We start from the raw sequence: 20,828 nt of genomic DNA, 5'->3' as shown, positions 1-20,828 counted from the left end.
TCTTATTTTAGATCTCAGTCCAGCTTCTATTTATTTCATTAAGAAACCACCACCGAGTAAATCATTGCCTTCATAAAAAACGGCCGATTGCCCTGGAGCAATACCTTTCACATTGTGCACAAAATCTATACGCACTTTATCGCCTTCTTGGGATATGGTCGACAAAGCACCAGAGTCTTTGTAACGTACCTTTGAAATTGCTTCCATCGGTTGATCTAGTCCTGCATATTTCACAAAGTTCACATTACGAACGTAAGCATGTGACTTTTCAAGTTCATGTTCTTCACCCAATACGACCGTATTACTTTCCGGAAGGATCTCAATCACAAACATCGGTTTCCCCAAGGCAATTCCTAAGCCTTTACGTTGACCGATGGTGAAATAAGGGTAACCAATATGTTTACCTACAACGGTACCATCGGAAAGAATAAAGTTACCGGGACCAATTTGTTGATCCAACGTTGGCACCTTATGTCTCAAAAACGCACGGTAGTCGTTGTCAGGAACGAAACAGATTTCATAACTCTCCGACTTATTGGCCAATTCCTTCTGTCCCATATCCAAAGCCATCTGACGAATCTCCTTTTTCGTGAAAGATCCTAACGGAAACTGTGTCCGGGCAAGATTTTCTTGTGACACGCCCCATAAAACGTAAGATTGATCTTTGTTTTCATCCTTACCTTTTGATATCACATAGCGACCATTATCGTGCATACGGATATTCGCATAGTGCCCGGTAGCGATAAACTCACAGTCCAATTTGTCAGCGCGTTTCATCAAAGCCTCCCACTTAATATGGGTATTACACAACACGCATGGGTTAGGCGTGCGCCCAGCAATATATTCTTCTACAAAATTGTCAATCACAAAATCTCCAAACTCATCACGTATATCTAATATATAATGAGGGAAACCATAGTTTACGGCTAATGTACGAGCGTCATTGATACTATCAAGGCTACAACATCCGGTTTCTTTCGACGAGCCACCTGCGGATGCATAATCCCATGTCTTCATCGTGATACCGATAACCTCATATCCTTGTTCGTGGAGCATGACAGAAGCAACGGAGCTATCTACCCCTCCACTCATTGCAACTAAAACTCTTCCTCTTTTACTCATCTCTAATTATTGAAATGCAAAGATACAGCTTATTCCTTTTCCTATATGTTAGTTTCTTGTAATTTTATCTCGATCAAAATCAACACGTTCGAAAAAAGTACGAAAATAATCTGCATAAAAGTTTTAGAATTCAAATTATCGGACTATATTTGCATCGCAATAGGGGAACAAACCCATAGCAAAAAAGCGGTGCCATAGCTCAGCTGGTAGAGCAAAGGACTGAAAATCCTTGTGTCCCTGGTTCGAACCCAGGTGGCACCACGCTTCAATCTGATGATCACAGATTTAAATAAAAGGTCAACTGGTGCCATAGCTCAGCTGGTAGAGCAAAGGACTGAAAATCCTTGTGTCCCTGGTTCGAACCCAGGTGGCACCACAAAAAAAGCTTGTTCAATGAACAAGCTTTTTTTGTTTTAGCTAACTGCATTTTATATAACATCCCCCCACATCTCCGCCGTATAGAAAATTCATCATACCCCTACTGCCTGAATTCAATGGGTGTTATTTTCATTGATTGATTGAGGGATATTATTAAGAAAAAGATCATGGATTTTGGAAATGAACCGGCGTTGTCTTTTTAAAATCCACTCAAGTTTAATTTCCAAAACCCAATCGCTTTTCTGCTACGATTCAGCAATAATCGACCGATCAAGATGCACATAGCCACCGTCCACATGAATCAATTGACCAGTTGTATGACTGGATTTGTTAGACAGCAAAAAGACTGTTGTATCGGCGATTTCCGCTGCTGTGGTCATGCGATGCTCCAATGGAATGCGGTCCGTAATTTTTTTCAATGTCTCCTCCGGATTTGATAAGGTTTGAATCCAGGTATCGTATTGGGGAGTTGCACATTCTGCCACAATAATGGCATTGACACGAATCGAGTAAGGCAACAATTCTACGGCCCACTCGCGCGTAAGTGCATTACGTCCACCATTGGATGCCGCATAAGCCGAGGTATTGCCCTGCCCTGTTTCACCAGTTTTGGACGAAATATTCACGATACTGCCCTTAGATGCTTTCAACGCATCCAAAGCGTGATGTGCCATCAGATAGTAGTGAATTAAGTTCTTATGCAGCGAAGCAACAAATTTTTCATAGTTGCCCGATGCCAATCCAACACCATCATTTTGTCCGGCATTATTCACCAAACCATCGATCCGCCCATACACGTCCAATGTCTTTTGAACGGCTCTTTCACAATCTTCTGGTTTTGATAATTCTGCTTCGATACAGAGTGCATCCACACCAAATTGCTTTATTTCTTCCTTGACTTTTTCATTATCGGCTTGTTTACGGCCAACAATGACGGGAATAGCCTGTTCTTTAGCCAACGCGTGGACTACAGCCCGCCCGATTCCTTTTGCTCCGCCGGTAACAATAACAACTTTATCTTTTAAATGAAGATCCATAATACTTTTATTGAATGGTTTGTTTCATTGATTGTGGTTAACATTCGCAACAATGAATTCGTTCTCTGGTTATTGATTAATTTATATTGACGTCATTAAGCCCATTATCCAGCTTCATGACCAATAAAAAGCTTCAGCATGCTATTTTTCCCTTTCATAGCATGCTGAAGTTTTTCCTTTTAAAGATTATACACGCGTATTGCGTTCTCTGCCCAAAATGCGTTCTTCTCTTCAGCCGTAAATTGCCCTAATTTATCCTCAACGATGGCAATACTTTCTTCGTAGGATGCCGCCAATAGACATACCGGCCAATCTGACCCGTACATAATGCGCTCCTTTCCAAAACGCGCAAAGATATGCTCCAGATATTGCTTAAAATCATCAAGTTTCCATCCTTCCCAATCGGCCTCTGTTGCAAGTCCCGAAACTTTACATACGACATTTGGAAAGGCAGATAGCGCATCGATAAACGCCGCCCACTCATCAAATGCTTTCGACTTGATCGGCGGTTTGGCAATATGATCCAATACAAATTGAAGATTTGGATTTTGCTGCACACAATCCAACGTTGCCGCATAATGTCGTGGACGGATGAGCAGATCATACGTATAACCATAATCTGCTAAGGCCTTCAGCCCGTTTAATACCGCAGGGCGAATGAGAAAATCAGGGTCAGCTTCTCCTTCAACAATATGACGAAATCCTTTGATGACCGTAGCTGATTGATAGCCATCCAACTGTTGTCGAATATCCGCTGCTTGAAGATCAATCCAGCCCACTACGCCTTTAATAAAAGGATAATCACTAGCCAGCTGAACCAAATAAGCAGTCTCTTCGTTGGATTGATCCGCCTGAACAGCAACACTCCCTCCAAATCCATTTCGTTCAAGCACAAATTGAATATCCAAAGGGGTGAAATCACGTCTGATGACTTGCATTTCTTCGGTAATCCAACTATCTCTAATTGGATCGAATTTCCAGAAATGCTGATGGGTATCTATACGCATAATGAAAAGAAAACCTAATGAGCAATTAATTTTTTGAATACGCTACCACAGTCTGACGGGATTCTCCAAGACCATCTGCTCCTAACTCGATCACATCGCCAGGCTTCAAATAAATCGGTGGGTTAAATCCTAAGCCAACACCTGCCGGAGTACCTGTTGATATCACGTCTCCTGGCAACAAAGTCATAAATTTAGACACATAGGATACTACATGCGCCACCGAAAAGATTAAATCCTTGGTATTACCATCTTGGTAGGTTTTTCCGTTTACCTTCAACCATAGACGCACATTGTTGATATCTTTGATTTCTTCTTTGGTCGCCATGAAAGGTCCCATCGGTGCAAACGTATCACATCCTTTTCCTTTATCCCAAGTACCGCCACGTTCCAGCTGATACTCACGTTCGGAAACATCGTTGTGCAATACATAACCGACCACATAATCTAAAGCTTCATGCTCTTCTACATAAGAAGCTTTTTTACCGATCACAATACAGAATTCCACCTCCCAATCTGTTTTTACAGAATCTTTCGGAATCATCACATTATCGTATGGACCTACCAACGAAGTGGTCGATTTCATAAAGATGATCGGTTCAGCAGGAATTGGTGCATTTGTTTCCTTGGCATGGTCTAAATAGTTCAATCCAATACAAACAATTTTGGATGGGCGGGCAAAAGGTGCTCCGATACGTTCGCCTTGAGGAACTTCAATCAACTTACCTTCATTTGCCTTCACAAATTCTTCTAAACGGGCTACACCATTCTCGGCAAAGAATTGTTCATTGTAATCACCACCAAATGCGCTTACATCGTAATTTACACCATCGATCTGAACACCGATTTTCTCCTTGCCTTGAGCTCCAAAACGTATTAATTTCATTTTTATAGTATTGAGATAATAGATATTTTATTTTTAGCTTTTTAATTATTCAATTTAATAAAACCACCGTCAATAGGGTAGTCATTTCCAGTAATAAATCCAGCATCGTCACTACACAAGAAAAGTGCTAATTTGGCAATTTCTTCCGGTTGCGCCATGCGGCCTATTGGTTGGCTTGCTGATAGTTTTTCAAACATTTCTTCCTCTTTTCCAGGATAGTTTTTTGCGATAAATCCATCCACAAATGGGGTATGTACACGTGCAGGCGAAATGCTATTGCAACGAATACCGTAGGCCATGTAATCCCGTGCTACAGACATTGACATCGCGTAAATAGCCCCCTTGCTCATCGAATACGCAAAACGATCCGTGATACCAACCCATGCAGCTATGGATGCTAAATTAAGGATTGCTCCCGAACCCTGCGCCTTCATCATCGGCACAATAGCATGCAATGCATTATAAGCTCCCTTAACATTCACATTAAAAACACGCTCAAAATCTTCTGATTGACAATTTTCCAAATTACCAACATGAGCGATACCAGCATTATTTACTAAAATATCAATTTTTCCGATATTTTGTGCTATAGCAGTAATTTCTTGTTGATCAGTTACATTACAACGATTAAATGCAGCCTGACCACCCAAAGCCAAGATCTCATCAACTACAGCCTTACCGCCATCTTCATTCAAATCCAGAATATGAACTTTTGCTCCTTCTGCAGCAAATTGCAGACTGATCGCACGGCCTATCCCACTACCACCACCGGTAATTACAGCTACTTTTTGTTCTAATTTTCCCATTGTTATTTAATTGTTAATGTCAATACCAAATCTGCTTCATCTGTCGATGTTGGCAAATCCAAGCGTAGACTATTGTTCTTATAACTAAACTTAATCTCTTTCTTTCCGATAAATGTGCTTACTTTTTTCACCTGATAAGGAAGGTTATTAATCAACAATTCCTTTTTATCCGTTTTAAACACATGTAGATACACTTGGTTTCCTTTTTTTGTCAACGCATAATCGTCTGTTGGTGACACCGCCCCACCCGCTGTTCCATAGATTGTTTCACCATACACCGATAGCCATTTTCCAAGTTCTTTCAAGCGCTCCTGTTGATAGTCCTGAATCTCACCGTTTGGCATCGGGCCAACATTGAGCAATAAATTGGAACCATGACTAGCTGCCTTGACCAGGTATTTCAGCACTTCCTGAAAGGATTTTCGTGTCCGATCTTTCAGCTCAAATCCCCAAGATCCTGCAATTGTTCCACATACTTCCTTCGGTAGTTTCCCAACATCATGCGCTTTCGTGCCGAACCCAGTAGTATTCTCCCCGGGTAAATCACGTTCGAACATCTGAAAATCTTCCCCTTCAAATGGCGCCAGATGGTGGTTGTTACCCACCAAGCACTGTGGCTGTAAGGTATGAATCAATTCATAGATTTCTTTGAAATGCCAATCTTCATTGGGCTTGTCCCAATGACCATCAAACCAGATCCCATCGATCTCACCGTAGTTGCTCAACAGCTCCGTTAATTGGCTTTTCATAAACTGGACATAACGATTCCAATCCCCTTTCGTTGAATCGCGCCCCGCAATGCCACCACCCGTTTTACCAACAGGCAGATAATCATCCCGGTGCCAGTCTAAAAGCGAATAGTAGAACATCACTTTTATCCCTTCGGCACGGCAAGCTTCCACCAACTCTTTCACAATATCGCGTTTGAAGGGAGATTTCTTCACCACATTATAGTCCGAAACCTGGCTGTTCCACATCGAAAATCCATCATGATGTCTGGTCGTAAAGGTGATATACTTTGCCCCTGCCTGTTTAAATAACTTCGCCCATTCTTTCGCATTAAAGGAAATTGGATTGAAAAATTTAGGCAGCAATGCATATTCATCCAAACTGATATTCTGGTTGTTCATGACCCACTCACCATCCCCCAGCACACTATATACCCCCCAATGGATAAAAACACCAAACCGAGATTGTTCAAACCACTCCCTATTTTTCAGATTTTCGGGACTCGGTTGATAATGTTGCTGGCTATAGCTCGCGGATACTGATCCCATCAGCAAGGCTAAACCACAGATTACATGTTTAAGTTTCATATGTAAATGATTAGTTGTCATGGATTTTCAATAAACTCATTATACCCAACTACAAAGAAACACCTCTACGCCATGGTATGAAATCGTCTTGCCCCAACAACACCGCCTTCGGTTTCACTTCACCAGAAGCAACTTCTATTACATAATCCAAAATACGGTGTGCGGCTTCCTCAATAGTCTCTGTACCTTCGATTATGGTACCACAGTTCAAATCCAGGATATCAGGCATTTTCTCAAAAGTCTTGGTATTTGTGGAAAGTTTCACAACCGGTGTAATCGGGTTACCTGTAGGTGTACCCAAGCCCGTCGTAAACAAGACGATATTGGCACCTGCTGCCACTTCTGCAGTTGTACTTTCCACATCGTTACCAGGCGTACATAATAAGTTTAACCCCGGACCGTTGGCCAATTCAGGATAATCAATCACTGCTGCAACAGGTGATGTTCCTCCTTTTTTGGCGGCCCCAGCAGACTTAATTGCGTCAGTAATTAAACCATCACGAATATTGCCCGGAGAAGGATTCATATAGAATCCCGAACCATCAGCTTCAGCTTTTGCATTGTAAGTACGCATCAGCGACATAAAACGCTCCGCCGTTGGCTCATCGATACAACGATCACTCAACTCCTGTTCCACGCCGCATAATTCAGGAAACTCCGCCAGAATCACCGATCCGCCTAAAGTCACCAAAATATCTGATACAAATCCGAGCGCCGGATTGGCCGAGATGCCCGAAAATCCGTCTGAACCACCACATTCCAGACCTATACACAATTTGTCCAATGAGGCTGGTTTGCGCTCATTTTTATCCGCTTGCATCATCCCTGCAAAAGTTGCTTTAATCGCCTTTTGCATAAGCTCTTTTTCAGTTCCTTCTTTCTGTTGTTCGAAAATATACAGTGGGCGATCAAAACCTGGACTTCGCTTTTCAATTTCAGCTTTCAGAATGGAAGCCTGCGCATGCTGACATCCTAAACTCAATACCGTTGCCCCCGCCACATTCGGATGGGTGATATAACCAGCCAAAAGGCCACATAAGGCATCCGAATCCATGCGGGTTCCGCCGCAGCCCATTTCATGGTTTAAAAACTTGATTCCATCGACATTTTTGAACAGGCGTTCCTGCTCACTGGAAGTCGAATTAGCAAGTAGATCCTGACTAAGAATCGCATTTACATCAGCACCAGACTTATATAAGCTAATGAGATCTTCTACCTCAGACACGTAATTATTGGCTTTTACTTTATAGCCCAACTTTTCTTCAAAAGCAGCCTTCAGGGTCAATACATTTCTATTTTCGCAAAAAACCAATGGAATAACCAACCAGTAATTGGCCGTTCCAACAGTCCCATTTGAACGGTGGAATCCATTGAACGTTTTATCTTTAAATGCAGAAACATCAGGTCTTGTCCAGGCTGTCTTGCGATTGCCCATTTTAAAATCTTCCGACGCATGGCGCAAGTTTTCAGTGGTAATGAGTTCCCCTTCAGCTAGGGGAGTATTCAATTTTCCTACCAGAACACCATACATCAATATCTCCGTATCTTGTTCCATTGGCTGGATGGTGAATTTATGTTTGGCAGCAACAGCTTGCTTTAATGTAAATTCCTTACCTTCAAAAACAATCGTTGTTCCCGCAGCCAAGTCCTGTAATGCAACAAGGACATTATCCATTGGATGGATCTGTAAATAGCGCTGTATAGCCATAATTATACTAATTCAAATATTTTTGTCATCATTACCCATTTCTCTCCCGGCTTTGCCCCCGGAATGGCCGCCTGGTATTTCCACATCAGCTGTTCCCATTCCTGTACTTTTTCATTGGCAGCATCCATAGCCGATTTTTTCTCAAATGAAAAGTCTTCACCCACCTCCATGTTCATAAACAATCTATTTTCAAAACGATAGATCTCCATCTGCAGAATACCTGCATCCAGAATCGAACGTTTTATTTCCGGCCAAACCTCACGGTGGTAATCCTCATATTCCTTGATCAATTGTGGATCGTCCACAAGATCTAAAGCCATGACATATCTTTTCATTACTAACTAATTAATGTGATTTAAGATTTTCGGTTTCCGCAATACTGACATTTCTATTTTGGAAAGCAAACAATAAGACAACAATAAAACAAACCAATGGCACAAAATAGCCATACTGGAAATGTCCTGTTTTATCCGAGATAAAGCCCAAAATTGGAGGTAACAAAGCACCACCAACAATAGACATGACGATCAAACTGGAAGCAGATTTGGTATCGGCACCGATACCTTGTACACCAAACGCGAATATCGTCGGAAACATAATAGACATAAAGAATGCAATACCGATCAATGCATACAAGGTCTGAATACCTGATCCGAAGATGACAAATAGGGATAGAACGATCGCTATAGCGGAATAGATGATCAGAAGCTGGGATGCTGATACAAAACGCATAAAAAATGTACCGATAAACCGGCCCAACATAAAAGCCAATCCCGCAAACCCAGCATAATCGGCCCCATCCTTACCCGATATGCCCGCAGCTTCTGTTGCATACAATACCAGGAAGCTTAAAATACAGACTTGCGCTCCCACATAGAAAAATTGAGCCACCACGGCCCAACGCACATTTTTATGACGCAACGCGTGGAAAAAACCAGCTCTACCTTCTTCCTCGGCATCTTTGATATCAGGTAATTTGGTAAAGAAAAACAAGGCAGCGATCAATAAAATCAATATTCCCAATACTACATAAGGCAATTTCACAGCAGCTGTTTCCGACTGAATATACGCCATCTTTGCCTGCTCAGCCATTTGCGCCAGTTCTTCCTGTGATTTGGGTTCATGGGATAAAATAAATTTTCCACCAAAAATCGGAGCAACAAAGGCTGCTAGTCCATTAAAGGACTGCGCAAAATTAAGCCGTTGCGCCGAAGAAGCTGGATCTCCCAAAATCGCTACATACGGATTTGCAGCGGTTTCCAGAATGGTAAGACCACAGGCTACAACGAACAATGCCCCCAAAAAGAAAACATAACTTATCGTATTGGCCGCAGGTACAAAAAGAAAACAGCCAATGGCAAAAAAGATCAATCCGATCAAAATACCCGCTTTATAGCCATATTTTTTCATGATAATTCCAGCAGGAATCGCCATCACAAAATAAGCGATAAATACAGCCGAATCGACTAAGGAAGCCTGGAAATGGGATAAACTAAACGCATTCCTCAAATGCGGAATTAAGATCGGATCAAGGTTATGAATAAATCCCCAGAAAAAGAACAAGGATGTCACCAAAATCAAGGCAAATGCGTAACTCTTTTTATTCGTCATATTTTTCAAATGGTTATAAGTAGTTATTTAATGTAAAATAAGCTTAAAAATGCTAGACAATATTCAAGTATATTATCAAATTATTAAGCTATATTACCATAGCTAAACTGAATTATGTAACTTTACTGCATATATTTCATAATTATGAAAGCACAGCTGCTTCATTTAAACAGCAATCTTGAGCATTCGTTCAACGCGCGTAGAGACAATACACCTCAGTACCATAATCTTTGGCATTACCACGAAGAACTGGAATTAATTTATTTCGCCAAAGGCTCAGGCACCCAATTTATTGGCGATAGTGTCCGGCGCTTTGAATCGGGCGATATCACCCTTGTGGGTTCAAACCTACCTCATTATTGGTTATTTGACGAAATTTATCTTCAAGAGGAAGAAGCAGAAAGCGCAGATATTCGTGTGCTTCATTTTAAAGAGAACTTTTGGGGAAATGATTTTATTAATTTACCTGAAAATAAATCCATCAAAGACCTTATTCGCGTCTCCAAAAGAGGCATTTCATTATTGGAGTGCAGCCGACTAAAAACTGCGCAATTAATTGACGCTATCTTGGCAGCAACAGGTACCCCACGTATTATTCATTTATTAGAAATATTACAGTATATTTCGGCCGAAGAACAACATGATCTGTTAACGAGCCCCACTTTTACCATCCAGCTGCAAGATCAGGATGCCAACCGTATGCAGATTGCCATGCAATATATCGGTGAAAATTATCGCGACCAGATACGCCTGCAAGAACTTGCCTCTCTCACGGGAATGACCCCAAATTCCTTCTGCCGTTATTTCAAATCACAGATCGGAAAAACGCTCTTTCAATTTCTGATCGAAATGCGCGTGAAAACCGCTTGCAATTTATTAATAGAAAACAAACAGACGGTGAAGCAGATCTGCTTTGAATCAGGTTTTCAAAACTTTTCAAGCTTCCATAAATACTTCAAAAATGTAACCGGCACCACGCCGCTCAGCTTTCAGCGATCAAAAACTTAAGACGATTTTACCCAATAAGCTTGAATCTTCCATCAATCGATGGGCTTCAGCAGCCTCGGCAAAAGGAAGCACCCGGTATAAGGTCGGTTTGAAATCGCCAGCGCTAAGTTTCGGCCATACCTGAGACCAGATATCATCCCGTAGCACTTGCTTAAATTCACGGTCTCTCGCCCGTAATGTACTTCCCGTTAAAACAATCCGTTTCTGCATTAATTTGAGCAAGTTTAACTCGACTATTACGCTTTCCATCGCATTAATATATACTAAACGACCATCGGGGTTCAAAAGGTTGATATTTTTCTCAAAATATGAACCACCAATACTGTCTAAAATAACATCAACCCCCAAAGGCTTCAGCGCCTCCAGAAAATCCTCCGTTTTATAATTTATTGTTTTGGTTGCTCCCAATGATTTACAAAAGCTAGCCTTTTCAGATGAGCTGACTGTCGTATATACTGCTGCACCAAACAAGGCCGCTAACTGAATTGCCGTACTGCCAATCCCACCAGCACCACCGTGTACCAAAAAATGATCGCCGGTCTGCAAATTCCCTCTTCGAAAGACATTGTCCCATACTGTAAATACGGTCTCAGGCAGCGAGGCTGCTTCCGCGAAATCTAAATGATCGGGAATAGGCAAACAATGTCCCTGATAGACCTTAGCATAGTTTGCATAACCTCCACCCGCTACGAGTGCACATACACGATCACCAATGTTCCAGTCAGCGACCCCGGTTCCCTTTGCGACAATAACCCCTGCTATTTCTAATCCAGGTATCCGCGCATCCACCCCGGCAGGTGCCGGATAGTTCCCTTTACGCTGAAAAACATCAGGTCTATTTACACCTGCAGCCTTTGCTTCTACTAAAACTTCCAGTTCACCGATCTGCGGCATCTCCACATCGCGGACTTCCAAAACTTCGGGTCCACCCGGTTCAGTAATAATGACAGCTTTCATCATGATTTTTTGGGATATTTCTGTAATCTTATATTGAGCGAAAGCATAAAATAACGAGCCAAACGATTGTTTCGAACGTCTAAAATATCATTTCCCACCACGGCACGTGAAATTCCAGTATTCTGATTCATTAGATCGAATCCCTGAAATCTCAACATACCCAAGTTATTCCTTCCAAAAGTATATTCCATATAGGCGTTGATTATCGTTGGATTAATATTGTTCCATGAGCTCGAATAACCCGCATTAAATTTTTGAGAAAGTTCAAGTCCCATGGTAAAATGTTTGCCCAAATAAGCTTTAGATCCCAAACCAACGATTCCGGAATGCGCCGTGATATTATCTTGTACAGGCCAGTCAAATGTGGCCCTGTTCAACGAATAGTTGCCATTTAATTCCGCTTCAAAAATATCACTCCAGGTATAGCGGAATTGAAGGGCTTGTGTAAACAAAAAGTGTCCACCAAAGCTCTTTTTATCATTGACGTACGAAATATTGTTGTAATAATCTGCATTGCCATTTAAGCTCATCTGCAAATTATCCGACAATAAAGAAGCTGTAAACAAATAATAGCTCTTAATATCATAGTAGCCTTCTGTATTGCGATAAGTCGTTTTCTGTATCGTTGAATTAGGTTCAATTGTCCGGTTGGCTACAATCTTATCATTTACTAAGTTAAAAGCAAGACTGGCTTCCAGATATTGTCCCCTCCGCGTGATGGATTTGCGATACTTTGAAACAATACTATGTGCAAATTCAGATTTCAAATCCTTATTTCCGATCACAATATTCTGTGTGTTGGTATTGTCCACCACCGGCTGTATCTGATAGAAACTAGGCTGGTTATTACGTCCATAATAGTCCATAGAAAGATCCTCTTCTTTGGTAAACTTCCATTTCAATCCAGCAGAGGGCACGAGATTAACATTTGAATAGGAGGTTTTTATCAGTTTATCTGTTGAACTTCCCGTTAATTCGGACGGCTGAACTGCAAAACCGAAGTTTACCTTTACTTTTTCGCTTAAGTCTTGGCGGTAAATCATGCCGACTTTATTGCTTGCGAAAGAATAGTCGTACTTCAAACTAAGTGAATCCACCAGTATGGGCCCGTTGTTAAAATTATTGTTATTGTCAAAAGTAGAGCGACGGGCATCAATTTTGGTATAATCGAAATCGTAATTGATCTCCAAGGTACCACCTAAATCAACGGGCTCCACCAACGACAAGCGACTTTGGATATTTTTATTCTCATTGCTGGAACGGACCATTTGATTCAGGTAAGTTTCCGTTATTTTTGGCACGTTCAAGCTGCTGTCGATCGCTCTATTAAAATCGCGCACTTCCTCATCTTTATCCAAGGAATTAAAATCCGTATGCAAAGTATAAAGTACTTTCCGCCCCGGTTTAGTAAAACTTCGCACGTAAAAAAGATCTAAAGCCGCAGCAGGGCTTTCTGTACTATTGGCCGCGCCGTAGTTCCCCGTACTACTTAACCGATTATTTTGGATCCTTCTATCTTTTAACGTATTGCTGGTCGAATTGGTCCAAGATAGTTTGGGCGATATTTTAAGCTGATCTTTGGGCGACAGCTTCATATCAAAATCCCAGTCCATTTTATGGATACGATCGATTGATTTTATTTTGTAATCTTCAAAATTACTAATCAGATTATTCGCGGCTTTGCCATACCCATATATCGATTGTAATAAGGAATTTCCCTGGATATAATTATTACGTTGCGTAAAGCTATATTTTCCGCTTGCTGTTACCGTTTTAGAAAGCGGACTAGAGAAACTACCACCTACAGAGCCGATTTTATTGACGCCGTCTGTCGGGTCCGCAAAATCCGCTAGCTCACCCATTTCCCGCTCCCGTTCCCCGCCATTGGGAGAACCGAAAGAAAAAAGGTTGGTATTGGTATTATTGACCGAGGCAATAACAGAGTACTCTTTACCGTCATTGAAACGATTCAGTCCAGCACTCCCCAAGTAACGATCTACCGAACCACCGCCAAGCGTAGCTTGACCAAAAGTAATTTTCTTCTTATCATCTTTGAGCACAATATTCAGAACTTTTTCGGATTCAGCACTTTTAATTCCTTTTGCCGTCGCCTCGTCACCATAAAAATCAATAACTTGAACGCTTTTCACAAAATCTGCAGGAAGATTGCGTGTGGCGGTGAGCACATCGCCACCAAAGAATTTTTTACCATCCACCTTAACAGAGGATATGGGCTTACCGAAGGCGTAGACAGAACCATCCCGCGAGACCTGAATATTGGGTAATGCCTTAAGAGCCTCTTCTAAGAGTGCCCGACGATCAAATTGAAAAGCATCCAGATTAAATTGAACAGTATCCTGCTTATAGACAATGGGTTTATATTTTAGTACAACAACTTCTTTTAAAAGGGATACATGGGGAAACATGGTCAATTTTCCAACATCCAATTTAGCTGTCGTGCTATTGTACAAGGGATAACTACGTTCCAAGATACTAAGGCCCAGCTGGCTACAGCTAATACGAATATCATTACCCAGTACACGATTAAAATGAAAATAACCTGTTGCGGAAGTTGATGAGAACAAGGTATCGCGGGAACTCGTCAGGTGAACACTTACACCATTTAGGGGCCTTCCAGCTGTATCGACAACAATGCCATAAACCTCTTTTTTTGACACCTGCCCTAAAGTGGTTTTGGGTAAAAAAAACAAGTTCGTTATAGCTAAAAAAAGTACTAACCGGATAATATTCCCGTCCTTTAGTTCCATCAAATAGACTTTGCAATAATACAATTCAATATAAGAATTCTTAAGCTATTAACGTAAAAAGTTGTGATTTTGTATATAAAAAAAACGAGCTGTTTTCTCAACAGCTCGTTTCTTACACTATTTTTTACAATTTATTATTCACCCGCAAAGGTAACCTTAACGAGGTGCTTATCAATTTCCCAACGGCCAGTACCATCTTCACCGATTACATCGAATAATTCAAGAATACGTCTTGCAACAAACTCCTCCTCCACTTGCTCTTCCAAGAACCATTGAACAAAGTTAAAAGTTACGTAGTCTTTTTCCTTCGCACATCTATCCGCAATATTATTGAATTGTTCAGTAACAAACATCTCTTGTTCCAATGTTTGCTCAAATACACCACGGAATGATTCAAAATCTTGAGGAATACCTGTAACTTCCGGAGAAATTGCACGACCACCGCGGTTGTTAATATAATTGAAAAGCTTCAACATGTGCTCGCGTTCTTCGTTGGATTGTTTCGCAAAAAACTCGGAAGCATTTTCCAAACCCTGATCATCACACCATGAAGACATTGCCAAATATAATGCTGAAGAATGAGCTTCAACTTTAATCTGTGCATTCAATATATTTTCGATCTCTTCTTTCAAAGAAGATTTTAATTTCAATAAATCTTTCATATTTACCTTAAGTTTAATTTCTAAAACATGAACAAGTGAAACACATGATCACCTGACTACATCACAAAGATACAGCAGATATTCAAAATGTGTATCAAGAATATGTAATACAAATTCAGTCTAAATTAGACAAACAAACCACAACTTGTTTAGAATCAATACAATTACAAATACGTAATATTGATACTTTCAATAAGCCATCAAATAAAACAATAAGTGGCAGAAAGGACTTAAAATCAGGAATGCCAACCAAAAAACAAAAGGTAGTCCATTGAGACTTATTTAAATTAAAATTAAATAAGGTCACCACAAAACAAAAAGCGGTGTACATCATAGACGTACACCGCTTTTTAAATTCGTTTATATATACTACCTAAGCGAAAACCGCAAATGGCGAAACCTGCAAACAAGTTCTGACAACGCTATTCAATTCCATCATAAATTTAGCGCCATCTAATAATTCGCGCAACTGGAGCACATCCGCTACAGTTAAGATGAAACATCTTTCTGTACGAAAAGGCATAATGATTTCAAAATCAGATGAGCGTGTTGTATCATGAAGCATATGCTCAACATCAATCCCATCGATACGTTTCTTAAATTTCAAAAAATCCGATACCGAGAAAGACGTTGTTTCATTATTATATTCCAACCAGAAACAATTTTTGCGGCTACATTGATAAACTGTACCTACTATAGTTGAAAACACTTCCTCAACATGTGCTAACGGACAAACCAATTTTGACATTTCTATTTCCCTTATCATTTAAATCGATCAAAAATAAATATTATTTATAATCAATCCAAGTAAAACAGAAGATTATTTTGATTTAATATAAATAAGCCTTTCAGCGAGTAATGGAAATAAATCCTTCCTAATTTCACATGGATCAACAGCCCCGAAAATCCACGTTAGGTTCTTACGGACCAATTACAATAGAGCGGTACAAAAAAAGAGGCCAGTTTCTATAACTGACCTCCTACATTTACATCTATATTTTAATAGTTATTAATCGTATTCTTCCTCTTCTTCTTCCTCTAGGGTAAGAACTTCATTACGTCCATTGATAACTGTATTTTTTGTCTTTGTTTTATGTTTATTAATCTGTCTACGCAAGGATTCGACAGCAATATCTGTCGCCTCCTCAAAGCTCTTCGCTTGCCCTTTCGCAAAAAGCTGGCTTCCCGGGATATTTAATTTAATTTCTGAAATTTTATTTGCCTCATCATCGACATTTTCCAATCGCAGGTAGCATTCGCCACCAATAATGGAATCCAAAAACTGCTCCAATTTTCCTGTTTTCTTTTTGATAAACTCGATTAGCTTTTGATCAGCAGTAAATCGAATGGATTGCACAGTAATGTTCATTTTTCCTCCTTTTTTTAAGCTTTTGGATGAGCTTGTTTATAAATTGACTTCAATCGTTCTGCTGAGTTATGCGTATACACTTGTGTTGCCGCAAGCCCTGCATGCCCCAGCAGCTCTTTAATTGCATTTAAATCCGCCCCGTTGTCCAACAGGGCCGTGGCGAAAGTATGTCTCAAAATATGAGGACTTCTCTTACCTTGAGTAGAAATCAGCGTCAATTGCCGATGTACAATAGCATAGATCAGCTTGGCATATGCTGGCTTTCCTTCTTTCGTAACGATTAGTAAGCTGTTATTAGTATCAACAAATTGCGTCGCCTTTTGTTGCAAATAGTTTTTCAATTCTTTCAATAAAAGATTATTGATCGGAACCAAGCGTTCTTTGTTCCTTTTACCTAATATAAGAATATTTTTATTAAAAAAATCTATATCCTGCTCCTTAATTTTCAACAATTCTGCCAACCGAATCCCGGTACCGAACAACAATTCCATAACCATATAATCGCGGCAGGATTCAAACCCATCCTGCTCCTGCCCCATCTGATCCAACAAACGGACCAGCTTTTCCTTTTCAACAACAACCGGTAATTTTTTAGCAGTTTTTAACGCTTTAATAAGCGTCATGGGATTTTTCGCAATACACTCTTCTCTTTGCAAAAATTTAAAATAAGTTCGCATGGAGGACATACTCCGGTTGACTGAACTTGCATTTTTTCCGGACTCTACCATTTGCGCGAAATAATGACGTAAATCACGGTATACGATATCCTGCACAGTCAGTCCCTCACGATCCAAAAAAGACTGGAACATCTCCAACTCATGCTTATAGGCAATAACCGTATGTTCTGAATACCTTTTTTCAATCTGCAAAAACCGAATAAACTCCTTTTCCAACATATTTTCCCTTGCTATATAGCTTAAATTACAAACTTAAAAGCACAAAAAAAAGGGAAAAGCATTGCTTTTCCCTTTATATTTTAAAATTCTCAGCGAATCAATTAGTTAGCTACATCTTGATTCAAAGATTGTTTGTAAATCGCTTTTTTCACTTGAATGCGACGAGTTACAGATCTCTTTTCGTAAGCTTGACGTGAACGCAACTCTCTTAAAACTCCAGTTTTTTCGAATTTCTTTTTGAAACGTTTCAATGCTCTATCTAAAGATTCTCCTTCTTTTACATTTACGATAATCATGCGTTATATATACCTCCTTTCGCCGCTTTTAAATTTAAAGTGGGACAAAGGTAAGCTATTTATTTTTAAAAAGGAAAACAAAATTATTTTTTATAGCAATTCGAATTCTTCCAACAAAATTCTTAGCGGTTTCTCCTTCGTACACAATGCCGTATGCCAACCCAATTGTTTTGCTGTCGCTAGATGTTGAGGGCTGTCATCAATAAATAAAGTCTCCGCCGGATCCAATTGTTGCTCTTGCATAACCAATTCAAAAATCTCCGCATCAGGTTTGCGCATCCCTACCAAATGAGAGTAATAGGTCTTTTCAAAAAAACCTTCATTGTCGGCAACACCATATTTCTCATGAATATCATTCATACAATAGGCATAATGAATTGCATTGTTGTTACTTAACAAAAAGGTACGGTATCGATCTTTCAACTGGACTAAAATCTCATGATTTCCCTGTGGTACACCGATCAGTAAACTGTTCCAGGCCGTATCAATCTGTGCGTCCGTCAGTGCTGGGTTTTGGGTTAATTCTCTTATCCCTTCACGAAATTGCGTCGAATCAATTTTTCCTTTATCAAAATTATCAAAAAGTGCACTTTGACCATGATGTCCAAATACGGCATCAACATTTTCTATACCTAACTGAGTAAAAGCATCTTTCAATTTTACAAAGTCGATCATAAAGATCACATTCCCATAATCAAGAACAATATTTTTAATTTTTTCCATCGAATTATTTTGAAATATCAATACAAATATCGATAATTGCATCGTCAAAACGGCACAACAGCTGTTTAAATTGACAAAACAAAAGACCTGCTCCTATAGCTCAGTCGGTTAGAGTAGAAGACTCATAATCTTTTGGTCCCTGGTTCGAGCCCAGGTGGGAGCACAAAGCAAAAAAGCGGCTTTTCTATGCGAAAAAGACGCTTTTTTCGTTTCTTCGCATCAATTTCCATTGATGTGATGGCCATGGGTAAAGTACCCTATTCGGCCAGTTTTGCATAGTTTTTTGTTGAACTTCACGTAAAAATGTAACAAATATGTAACGGTACTTTTTACGTGCTAAAGAAAAAAAATTATGGCAACCGTAAGCGCAAAAGTTTATGAACACCACAAAAAATCTGATGGCACCTACAATGTAAAAATCTGTGTCTATCACAAAGGAGAAAGAAGGTTTTTGGACACTAACCATTATGTCGTTCAAAAGCAGCTGACCAAAAACAAAAAGATCAAGGACACATTTATTCTTGATAAACTAAATGAACAACTCAAGGAATATCGCAAAGCAATCAGTGACCTTGACGCCATGCTGGAAAATTTTACGGCTGAATCTTTAAGGGACTACTTAAAAGACAAGGATGAAGATGTAGAATTCATTCAATTTTGCAAGGAACATATCAATAGCCTAAAGACAGACGGTAGGACTGGAACCGCTAAAAATCATTCAGCGATCTGCAACAGTTTAGTAGATTATTTCAAACGGCAGAAGGTATCTATAAAAGAAATAAACTCAAACATGTTATTATCATATGAGAGATTTTTAAAATCAGATCGGATTATGACGAGGTTAAATCAATTCGGCAAACCTGTTGTAACTACAGAAAAAGGTTTATCTGATAGCGGGTTACATAATCACATGCGTGACCTCAGAACACTATTTAACGAGGCTAGAAGAAAATATAACAATGAAGATTTAGGCATTTATAGAATTAAGCACTACCCTTTTCAACGATATAAAGTCGGGTCCCCTCCGATAACAAAAAAAAGAAACAATGAAATCGATGATGTTTTAAAATTAAGAGATTGTCCTACAGTTCCAAATAGCAGAGCTGAATTAGCCAAAGAACTTTATATGCTATCCTTTTATCTCTGTGGAATCAATGCTGTTGATCTCTACTATCTTAGCTTACAAAATATTAGAAACGGTCGAATTGATTATAATCGAAAAAAAACCAAGGACTTACGAAAAGATAACGCATTTATTAGCATTAGAATAATACAAGAGGCAAGACCACTTCTTGAAAAATACGTTGAAAAACTAAAAAGCAGATATAAAAGTCCAAATTATCTGAATTATGCACTTTCTAAAGGAATGGCTCATCTACGTAACTTAACCGGAATTAAAAATCTAACCCTATATTGGGCAAGACACACTTTTGCTAGTACGGCCAGGAATAGATGTCGATTAAATAAAGATGATGTCGCTCTCGCTTTAAATCATGTAGATGAAGGAAATAGAGTTACTGATATATACATTGAAAAAGACTGGAAAATTGTTGACGATGTTCAAAAGAAAGTTATGAGAATTCTTAGAAAAATCGAGTCTAAGAAAGATAAACCTAAGAAGTCTAAAAAGAAGAAAAATAAAAATAAACAAGCGGCATGAGTTATACTGCAACGAAATTATCCGTTGCAGTATATTTTCAAAATAATTTCTAATCTTATATCATGAAAACAATTCTGTTATTCTTTATCATTTGTATACTATCGACAATAGGTTTCTTAGGTGCACTCAGCATGACGACGCCTTGGATTGGATTTTCGGTGACTTTTTTTGCTTGGCTTGCATTTATTTGGATTACAACGAAGCCTAATAAATATTGACGAACCACAATTATATTTAGAATTATTGACAGCATTTTAAGATAGACAAGTCAGAATCGAAACCCAACTAAGGGTGTTGGTTGTCCCGACCAATCTTTTAATATGTCCATAAACTATAAAAAAGAAAAAACTAACTTTTTGGAATGAGTATACTAGAATTCTTTTTTTAAGAGATAAAATAAGGAAAAATTAATCAATTCAAGTTATACTATTAATTTTTTGAAGAAGGTAATTCACCAATATTTGATTTATACATGAAATTGTACTAAAAGGCTATTCCAAAAAATTCAAATTGCTACCAGCAGAAGTGTTGAATTTTGAAATACCTAATTTAAGTCTTTATGATCTAGAACAAATTATGATTAAATTGATAGTTTTTAATTGTTGAACCTCATTTAGCTTG

The 20,828-nt window shown here is 39.3% G+C and carries 19 protein-coding genes and 3 tRNA genes; 5 read left to right on the top strand and 17 right to left on the bottom strand.

From position 1 onward, the window contains the following. Window positions 1–30: 30 nt before the first annotated feature. Complete coding sequence (mnmA, locus tag B3E92_RS14955; protein ID WP_046672147.1) at window positions 31–1,122, bottom strand: tRNA 2-thiouridine(34) synthase MnmA; 1,092 nt, start codon at window positions 1,120–1,122, stop codon at window positions 31–33. Window positions 1,123–1,310: 188 nt separating this feature from the next. Between mnmA and B3E92_RS14950 the strand changes: the two genes are divergently transcribed. After that, window positions 1,311–1,383, top strand: a tRNA-Phe gene (locus B3E92_RS14950). Between the two features lie 42 nt (window positions 1,384–1,425). Beyond that, a tRNA-Phe gene (locus B3E92_RS14945) sits at window positions 1,426–1,498 on the top strand. Between the two features lie 247 nt (window positions 1,499–1,745). On the opposite strand, the gene B3E92_RS14940 is transcribed toward B3E92_RS14945, so the two are convergent. From B3E92_RS14940 to fucP, 8 genes are all read right to left on the bottom strand, one after another. Continuing rightward, complete coding sequence (locus tag B3E92_RS14940; protein WP_286833627.1) at window positions 1,746–2,537, bottom strand: SDR family oxidoreductase; 792 nt, start codon at window positions 2,535–2,537, stop codon at window positions 1,746–1,748. 179 nt (window positions 2,538–2,716) lie between these two features. Continuing rightward, complete coding sequence (locus B3E92_RS14935) at window positions 2,717–3,544, bottom strand: amidohydrolase family protein (RefSeq protein ID WP_070563734.1); 828 nt, start codon at window positions 3,542–3,544, stop codon at window positions 2,717–2,719. Between the two features lie 25 nt (window positions 3,545–3,569). Then, window positions 3,570–4,427, bottom strand: a complete 858-nt coding sequence (locus B3E92_RS14930; RefSeq protein WP_070563737.1) for a fumarylacetoacetate hydrolase family protein — start codon at window positions 4,425–4,427, stop codon at window positions 3,570–3,572. Window positions 4,428–4,468: 41 nt separating this feature from the next. Continuing rightward, on the bottom strand, window positions 4,469–5,233 hold the full coding sequence (locus B3E92_RS14925; RefSeq protein WP_046672143.1) for an SDR family NAD(P)-dependent oxidoreductase: 765 nt from the start codon (window positions 5,231–5,233) through the stop codon (window positions 4,469–4,471). A 2-nt stretch (window positions 5,234–5,235) separates the two neighbouring features. After that, window positions 5,236–6,549 carry an alpha-L-fucosidase gene (locus tag B3E92_RS14920; protein WP_286710414.1) on the bottom strand — a complete coding sequence of 438 codons (1,314 nt, stop codon included), beginning with the start codon at window positions 6,547–6,549 and terminating at the stop codon, window positions 5,236–5,238. Window positions 6,550–6,598: 49 nt separating this feature from the next. After that, window positions 6,599–8,257, bottom strand: a complete 1,659-nt coding sequence (locus B3E92_RS14915) for a UxaA family hydrolase (protein ID WP_070563740.1) — start codon at window positions 8,255–8,257, stop codon at window positions 6,599–6,601. 2 nt (window positions 8,258–8,259) lie between these two features. Next, complete coding sequence (locus B3E92_RS14910) at window positions 8,260–8,592, bottom strand: L-rhamnose mutarotase (RefSeq protein ID WP_046672141.1); 333 nt, start codon at window positions 8,590–8,592, stop codon at window positions 8,260–8,262. A gap of 10 nt (window positions 8,593–8,602) precedes the next feature. Beyond that, window positions 8,603–9,868 carry an L-fucose:H+ symporter permease gene (fucP, locus tag B3E92_RS14905; protein WP_070563743.1) on the bottom strand — a complete coding sequence of 422 codons (1,266 nt, stop codon included), beginning with the start codon at window positions 9,866–9,868 and terminating at the stop codon, window positions 8,603–8,605. Window positions 9,869–10,012: 144 nt separating this feature from the next. Between fucP and B3E92_RS14900 the strand changes: the two genes are divergently transcribed. Further along, window positions 10,013–10,876: an AraC family transcriptional regulator gene (locus tag B3E92_RS14900; RefSeq protein ID WP_070563746.1), complete on the top strand. Its 864-nt coding sequence runs from the start codon at window positions 10,013–10,015 to the stop codon at window positions 10,874–10,876. Here B3E92_RS14900 and B3E92_RS14895 read toward each other — a convergent pair. From B3E92_RS14895 to B3E92_RS14860, 8 genes are all read right to left on the bottom strand, one after another. After that, window positions 10,865–11,836: an NAD(P)H-quinone oxidoreductase gene (locus B3E92_RS14895; protein WP_313372512.1), complete on the bottom strand. Its 972-nt coding sequence runs from the start codon at window positions 11,834–11,836 to the stop codon at window positions 10,865–10,867. The two genes, B3E92_RS14900 and B3E92_RS14895, sit on opposite strands and share 12 nt — an antisense overlap. Then, complete coding sequence (locus tag B3E92_RS14890; protein WP_239468738.1) at window positions 11,833–14,511, bottom strand: TonB-dependent receptor; 2,679 nt, start codon at window positions 14,509–14,511, stop codon at window positions 11,833–11,835. Before B3E92_RS14890 ends, B3E92_RS14895 begins: the two co-directional genes overlap by 4 nt. A gap of 224 nt (window positions 14,512–14,735) precedes the next feature. Further along, on the bottom strand, window positions 14,736–15,263 hold the full coding sequence (locus B3E92_RS14885) for a ferritin (protein ID WP_070563752.1): 528 nt from the start codon (window positions 15,261–15,263) through the stop codon (window positions 14,736–14,738). Window positions 15,264–15,636: 373 nt separating this feature from the next. After that, window positions 15,637–16,011: a DUF6686 family protein gene (locus B3E92_RS14880; protein WP_070563755.1), complete on the bottom strand. Its 375-nt coding sequence runs from the start codon at window positions 16,009–16,011 to the stop codon at window positions 15,637–15,639. A 261-nt stretch (window positions 16,012–16,272) separates the two neighbouring features. Continuing rightward, window positions 16,273–16,632 (bottom strand): ribosome hibernation-promoting factor, HPF/YfiA family, encoded by a 360-nt coding sequence (gene hpf / locus B3E92_RS14875; protein ID WP_070563758.1) that lies wholly within the window; start codon window positions 16,630–16,632, stop codon window positions 16,273–16,275. Window positions 16,633–16,646: 14 nt separating this feature from the next. After that, window positions 16,647–17,528 carry a tyrosine-type recombinase/integrase gene (locus B3E92_RS14870; protein ID WP_070563761.1) on the bottom strand — a complete coding sequence of 294 codons (882 nt, stop codon included), beginning with the start codon at window positions 17,526–17,528 and terminating at the stop codon, window positions 16,647–16,649. Window positions 17,529–17,629: 101 nt separating this feature from the next. Continuing rightward, on the bottom strand, window positions 17,630–17,824 hold the full coding sequence (rpsU, locus tag B3E92_RS14865; protein ID WP_046672133.1) for a 30S ribosomal protein S21: 195 nt from the start codon (window positions 17,822–17,824) through the stop codon (window positions 17,630–17,632). 90 nt (window positions 17,825–17,914) lie between these two features. Continuing rightward, window positions 17,915–18,547 (bottom strand): HAD family hydrolase, encoded by a 633-nt coding sequence (locus tag B3E92_RS14860; protein WP_175441966.1) that lies wholly within the window; start codon window positions 18,545–18,547, stop codon window positions 17,915–17,917. A gap of 89 nt (window positions 18,548–18,636) precedes the next feature. On the opposite strand from B3E92_RS14860, the gene B3E92_RS14855 reads away from it, so the two are divergent. Both B3E92_RS14855 and B3E92_RS14850 read left to right on the top strand, forming a co-directional pair. After that, window positions 18,637–18,710: transfer RNA gene (locus tag B3E92_RS14855), tRNA-Ile, on the top strand. Between the two features lie 189 nt (window positions 18,711–18,899). Continuing rightward, entirely contained in the window at window positions 18,900–20,207 is a 1,308-nt protein-coding gene (locus tag B3E92_RS14850) for a site-specific integrase (RefSeq protein WP_286897455.1), read from the top strand. Window positions 20,208–20,828: the final 621 nt, after the last annotated feature.

Origin of the sequence: Sphingobacterium sp. UBA6317, assembly GCF_002440385.1 — a bacterium.
In the GTDB taxonomy this organism is placed as follows: Bacteria; Bacteroidota; Bacteroidia; order Sphingobacteriales; family Sphingobacteriaceae; genus Sphingobacterium; species Sphingobacterium multivorum.
The sequence above is the reverse complement of the archived record's forward strand: the minus strand, read 5'-3'. Positions and strand labels throughout refer to the sequence as shown.

Excerpts from the sequence above, each read along its gene's own strand:
- B3E92_RS14910 (WP_046672141.1), bottom strand. The coding sequence starts at position 8,592 with ATGAAAAGATATGTCATGGCTTTAGATCTTGTGGACGATCCACAATTG.
- B3E92_RS14870 (WP_070563761.1), bottom strand. The coding sequence starts at position 17,528 with ATGTTGGAAAAGGAGTTTATTCGGTTTTTGCAGATTGAAAAAAGGTAT.
- B3E92_RS14940 (WP_286833627.1), bottom strand. The coding sequence starts at position 2,537 with ATGGATCTTCATTTAAAAGATAAAGTTGTTATTGTTACCGGCGGAGCA.
- B3E92_RS14895 (WP_313372512.1), bottom strand. The coding sequence starts at position 11,836 with ATGATGAAAGCTGTCATTATTACTGAACCGGGTGGACCCGAAGTTTTG.
- hpf (WP_070563758.1), bottom strand. The coding sequence starts at position 16,632 with ATGAACATTACTGTGCAATCCATTCGATTTACTGCTGATCAAAAGCTA.
- B3E92_RS14880 (WP_070563755.1), bottom strand. The coding sequence starts at position 16,011 with ATGTCAAAATTGGTTTGTCCGTTAGCACATGTTGAGGAAGTGTTTTCA.
- rpsU (WP_046672133.1), bottom strand. The coding sequence starts at position 17,824 with ATGATTATCGTAAATGTAAAAGAAGGAGAATCTTTAGATAGAGCATTG.
- mnmA (WP_046672147.1), bottom strand. The coding sequence starts at position 1,122 with ATGAGTAAAAGAGGAAGAGTTTTAGTTGCAATGAGTGGAGGGGTAGAT.
- B3E92_RS14885 (WP_070563752.1), bottom strand. The coding sequence starts at position 15,263 with ATGAAAGATTTATTGAAATTAAAATCTTCTTTGAAAGAAGAGATCGAA.
- B3E92_RS14920 (WP_286710414.1), bottom strand. The coding sequence starts at position 6,549 with ATGAAACTTAAACATGTAATCTGTGGTTTAGCCTTGCTGATGGGATCA.
- B3E92_RS14860 (WP_175441966.1), bottom strand. The coding sequence starts at position 18,547 with ATGGAAAAAATTAAAAATATTGTTCTTGATTATGGGAATGTGATCTTT.
- B3E92_RS14915 (WP_070563740.1), bottom strand. The coding sequence starts at position 8,257 with ATGGCTATACAGCGCTATTTACAGATCCATCCAATGGATAATGTCCTT.
- B3E92_RS14935 (WP_070563734.1), bottom strand. The coding sequence starts at position 3,544 with ATGCGTATAGATACCCATCAGCATTTCTGGAAATTCGATCCAATTAGA.
- fucP (WP_070563743.1), bottom strand. The coding sequence starts at position 9,868 with ATGACGAATAAAAAGAGTTACGCATTTGCCTTGATTTTGGTGACATCC.
- B3E92_RS14850 (WP_286897455.1), top strand. The coding sequence starts at position 18,900 with ATGGCAACCGTAAGCGCAAAAGTTTATGAACACCACAAAAAATCTGAT.
- B3E92_RS14900 (WP_070563746.1), top strand. The coding sequence starts at position 10,013 with ATGAAAGCACAGCTGCTTCATTTAAACAGCAATCTTGAGCATTCGTTC.
- B3E92_RS14925 (WP_046672143.1), bottom strand. The coding sequence starts at position 5,233 with ATGGGAAAATTAGAACAAAAAGTAGCTGTAATTACCGGTGGTGGTAGT.
- B3E92_RS14930 (WP_070563737.1), bottom strand. The coding sequence starts at position 4,427 with ATGAAATTAATACGTTTTGGAGCTCAAGGCAAGGAGAAAATCGGTGTT.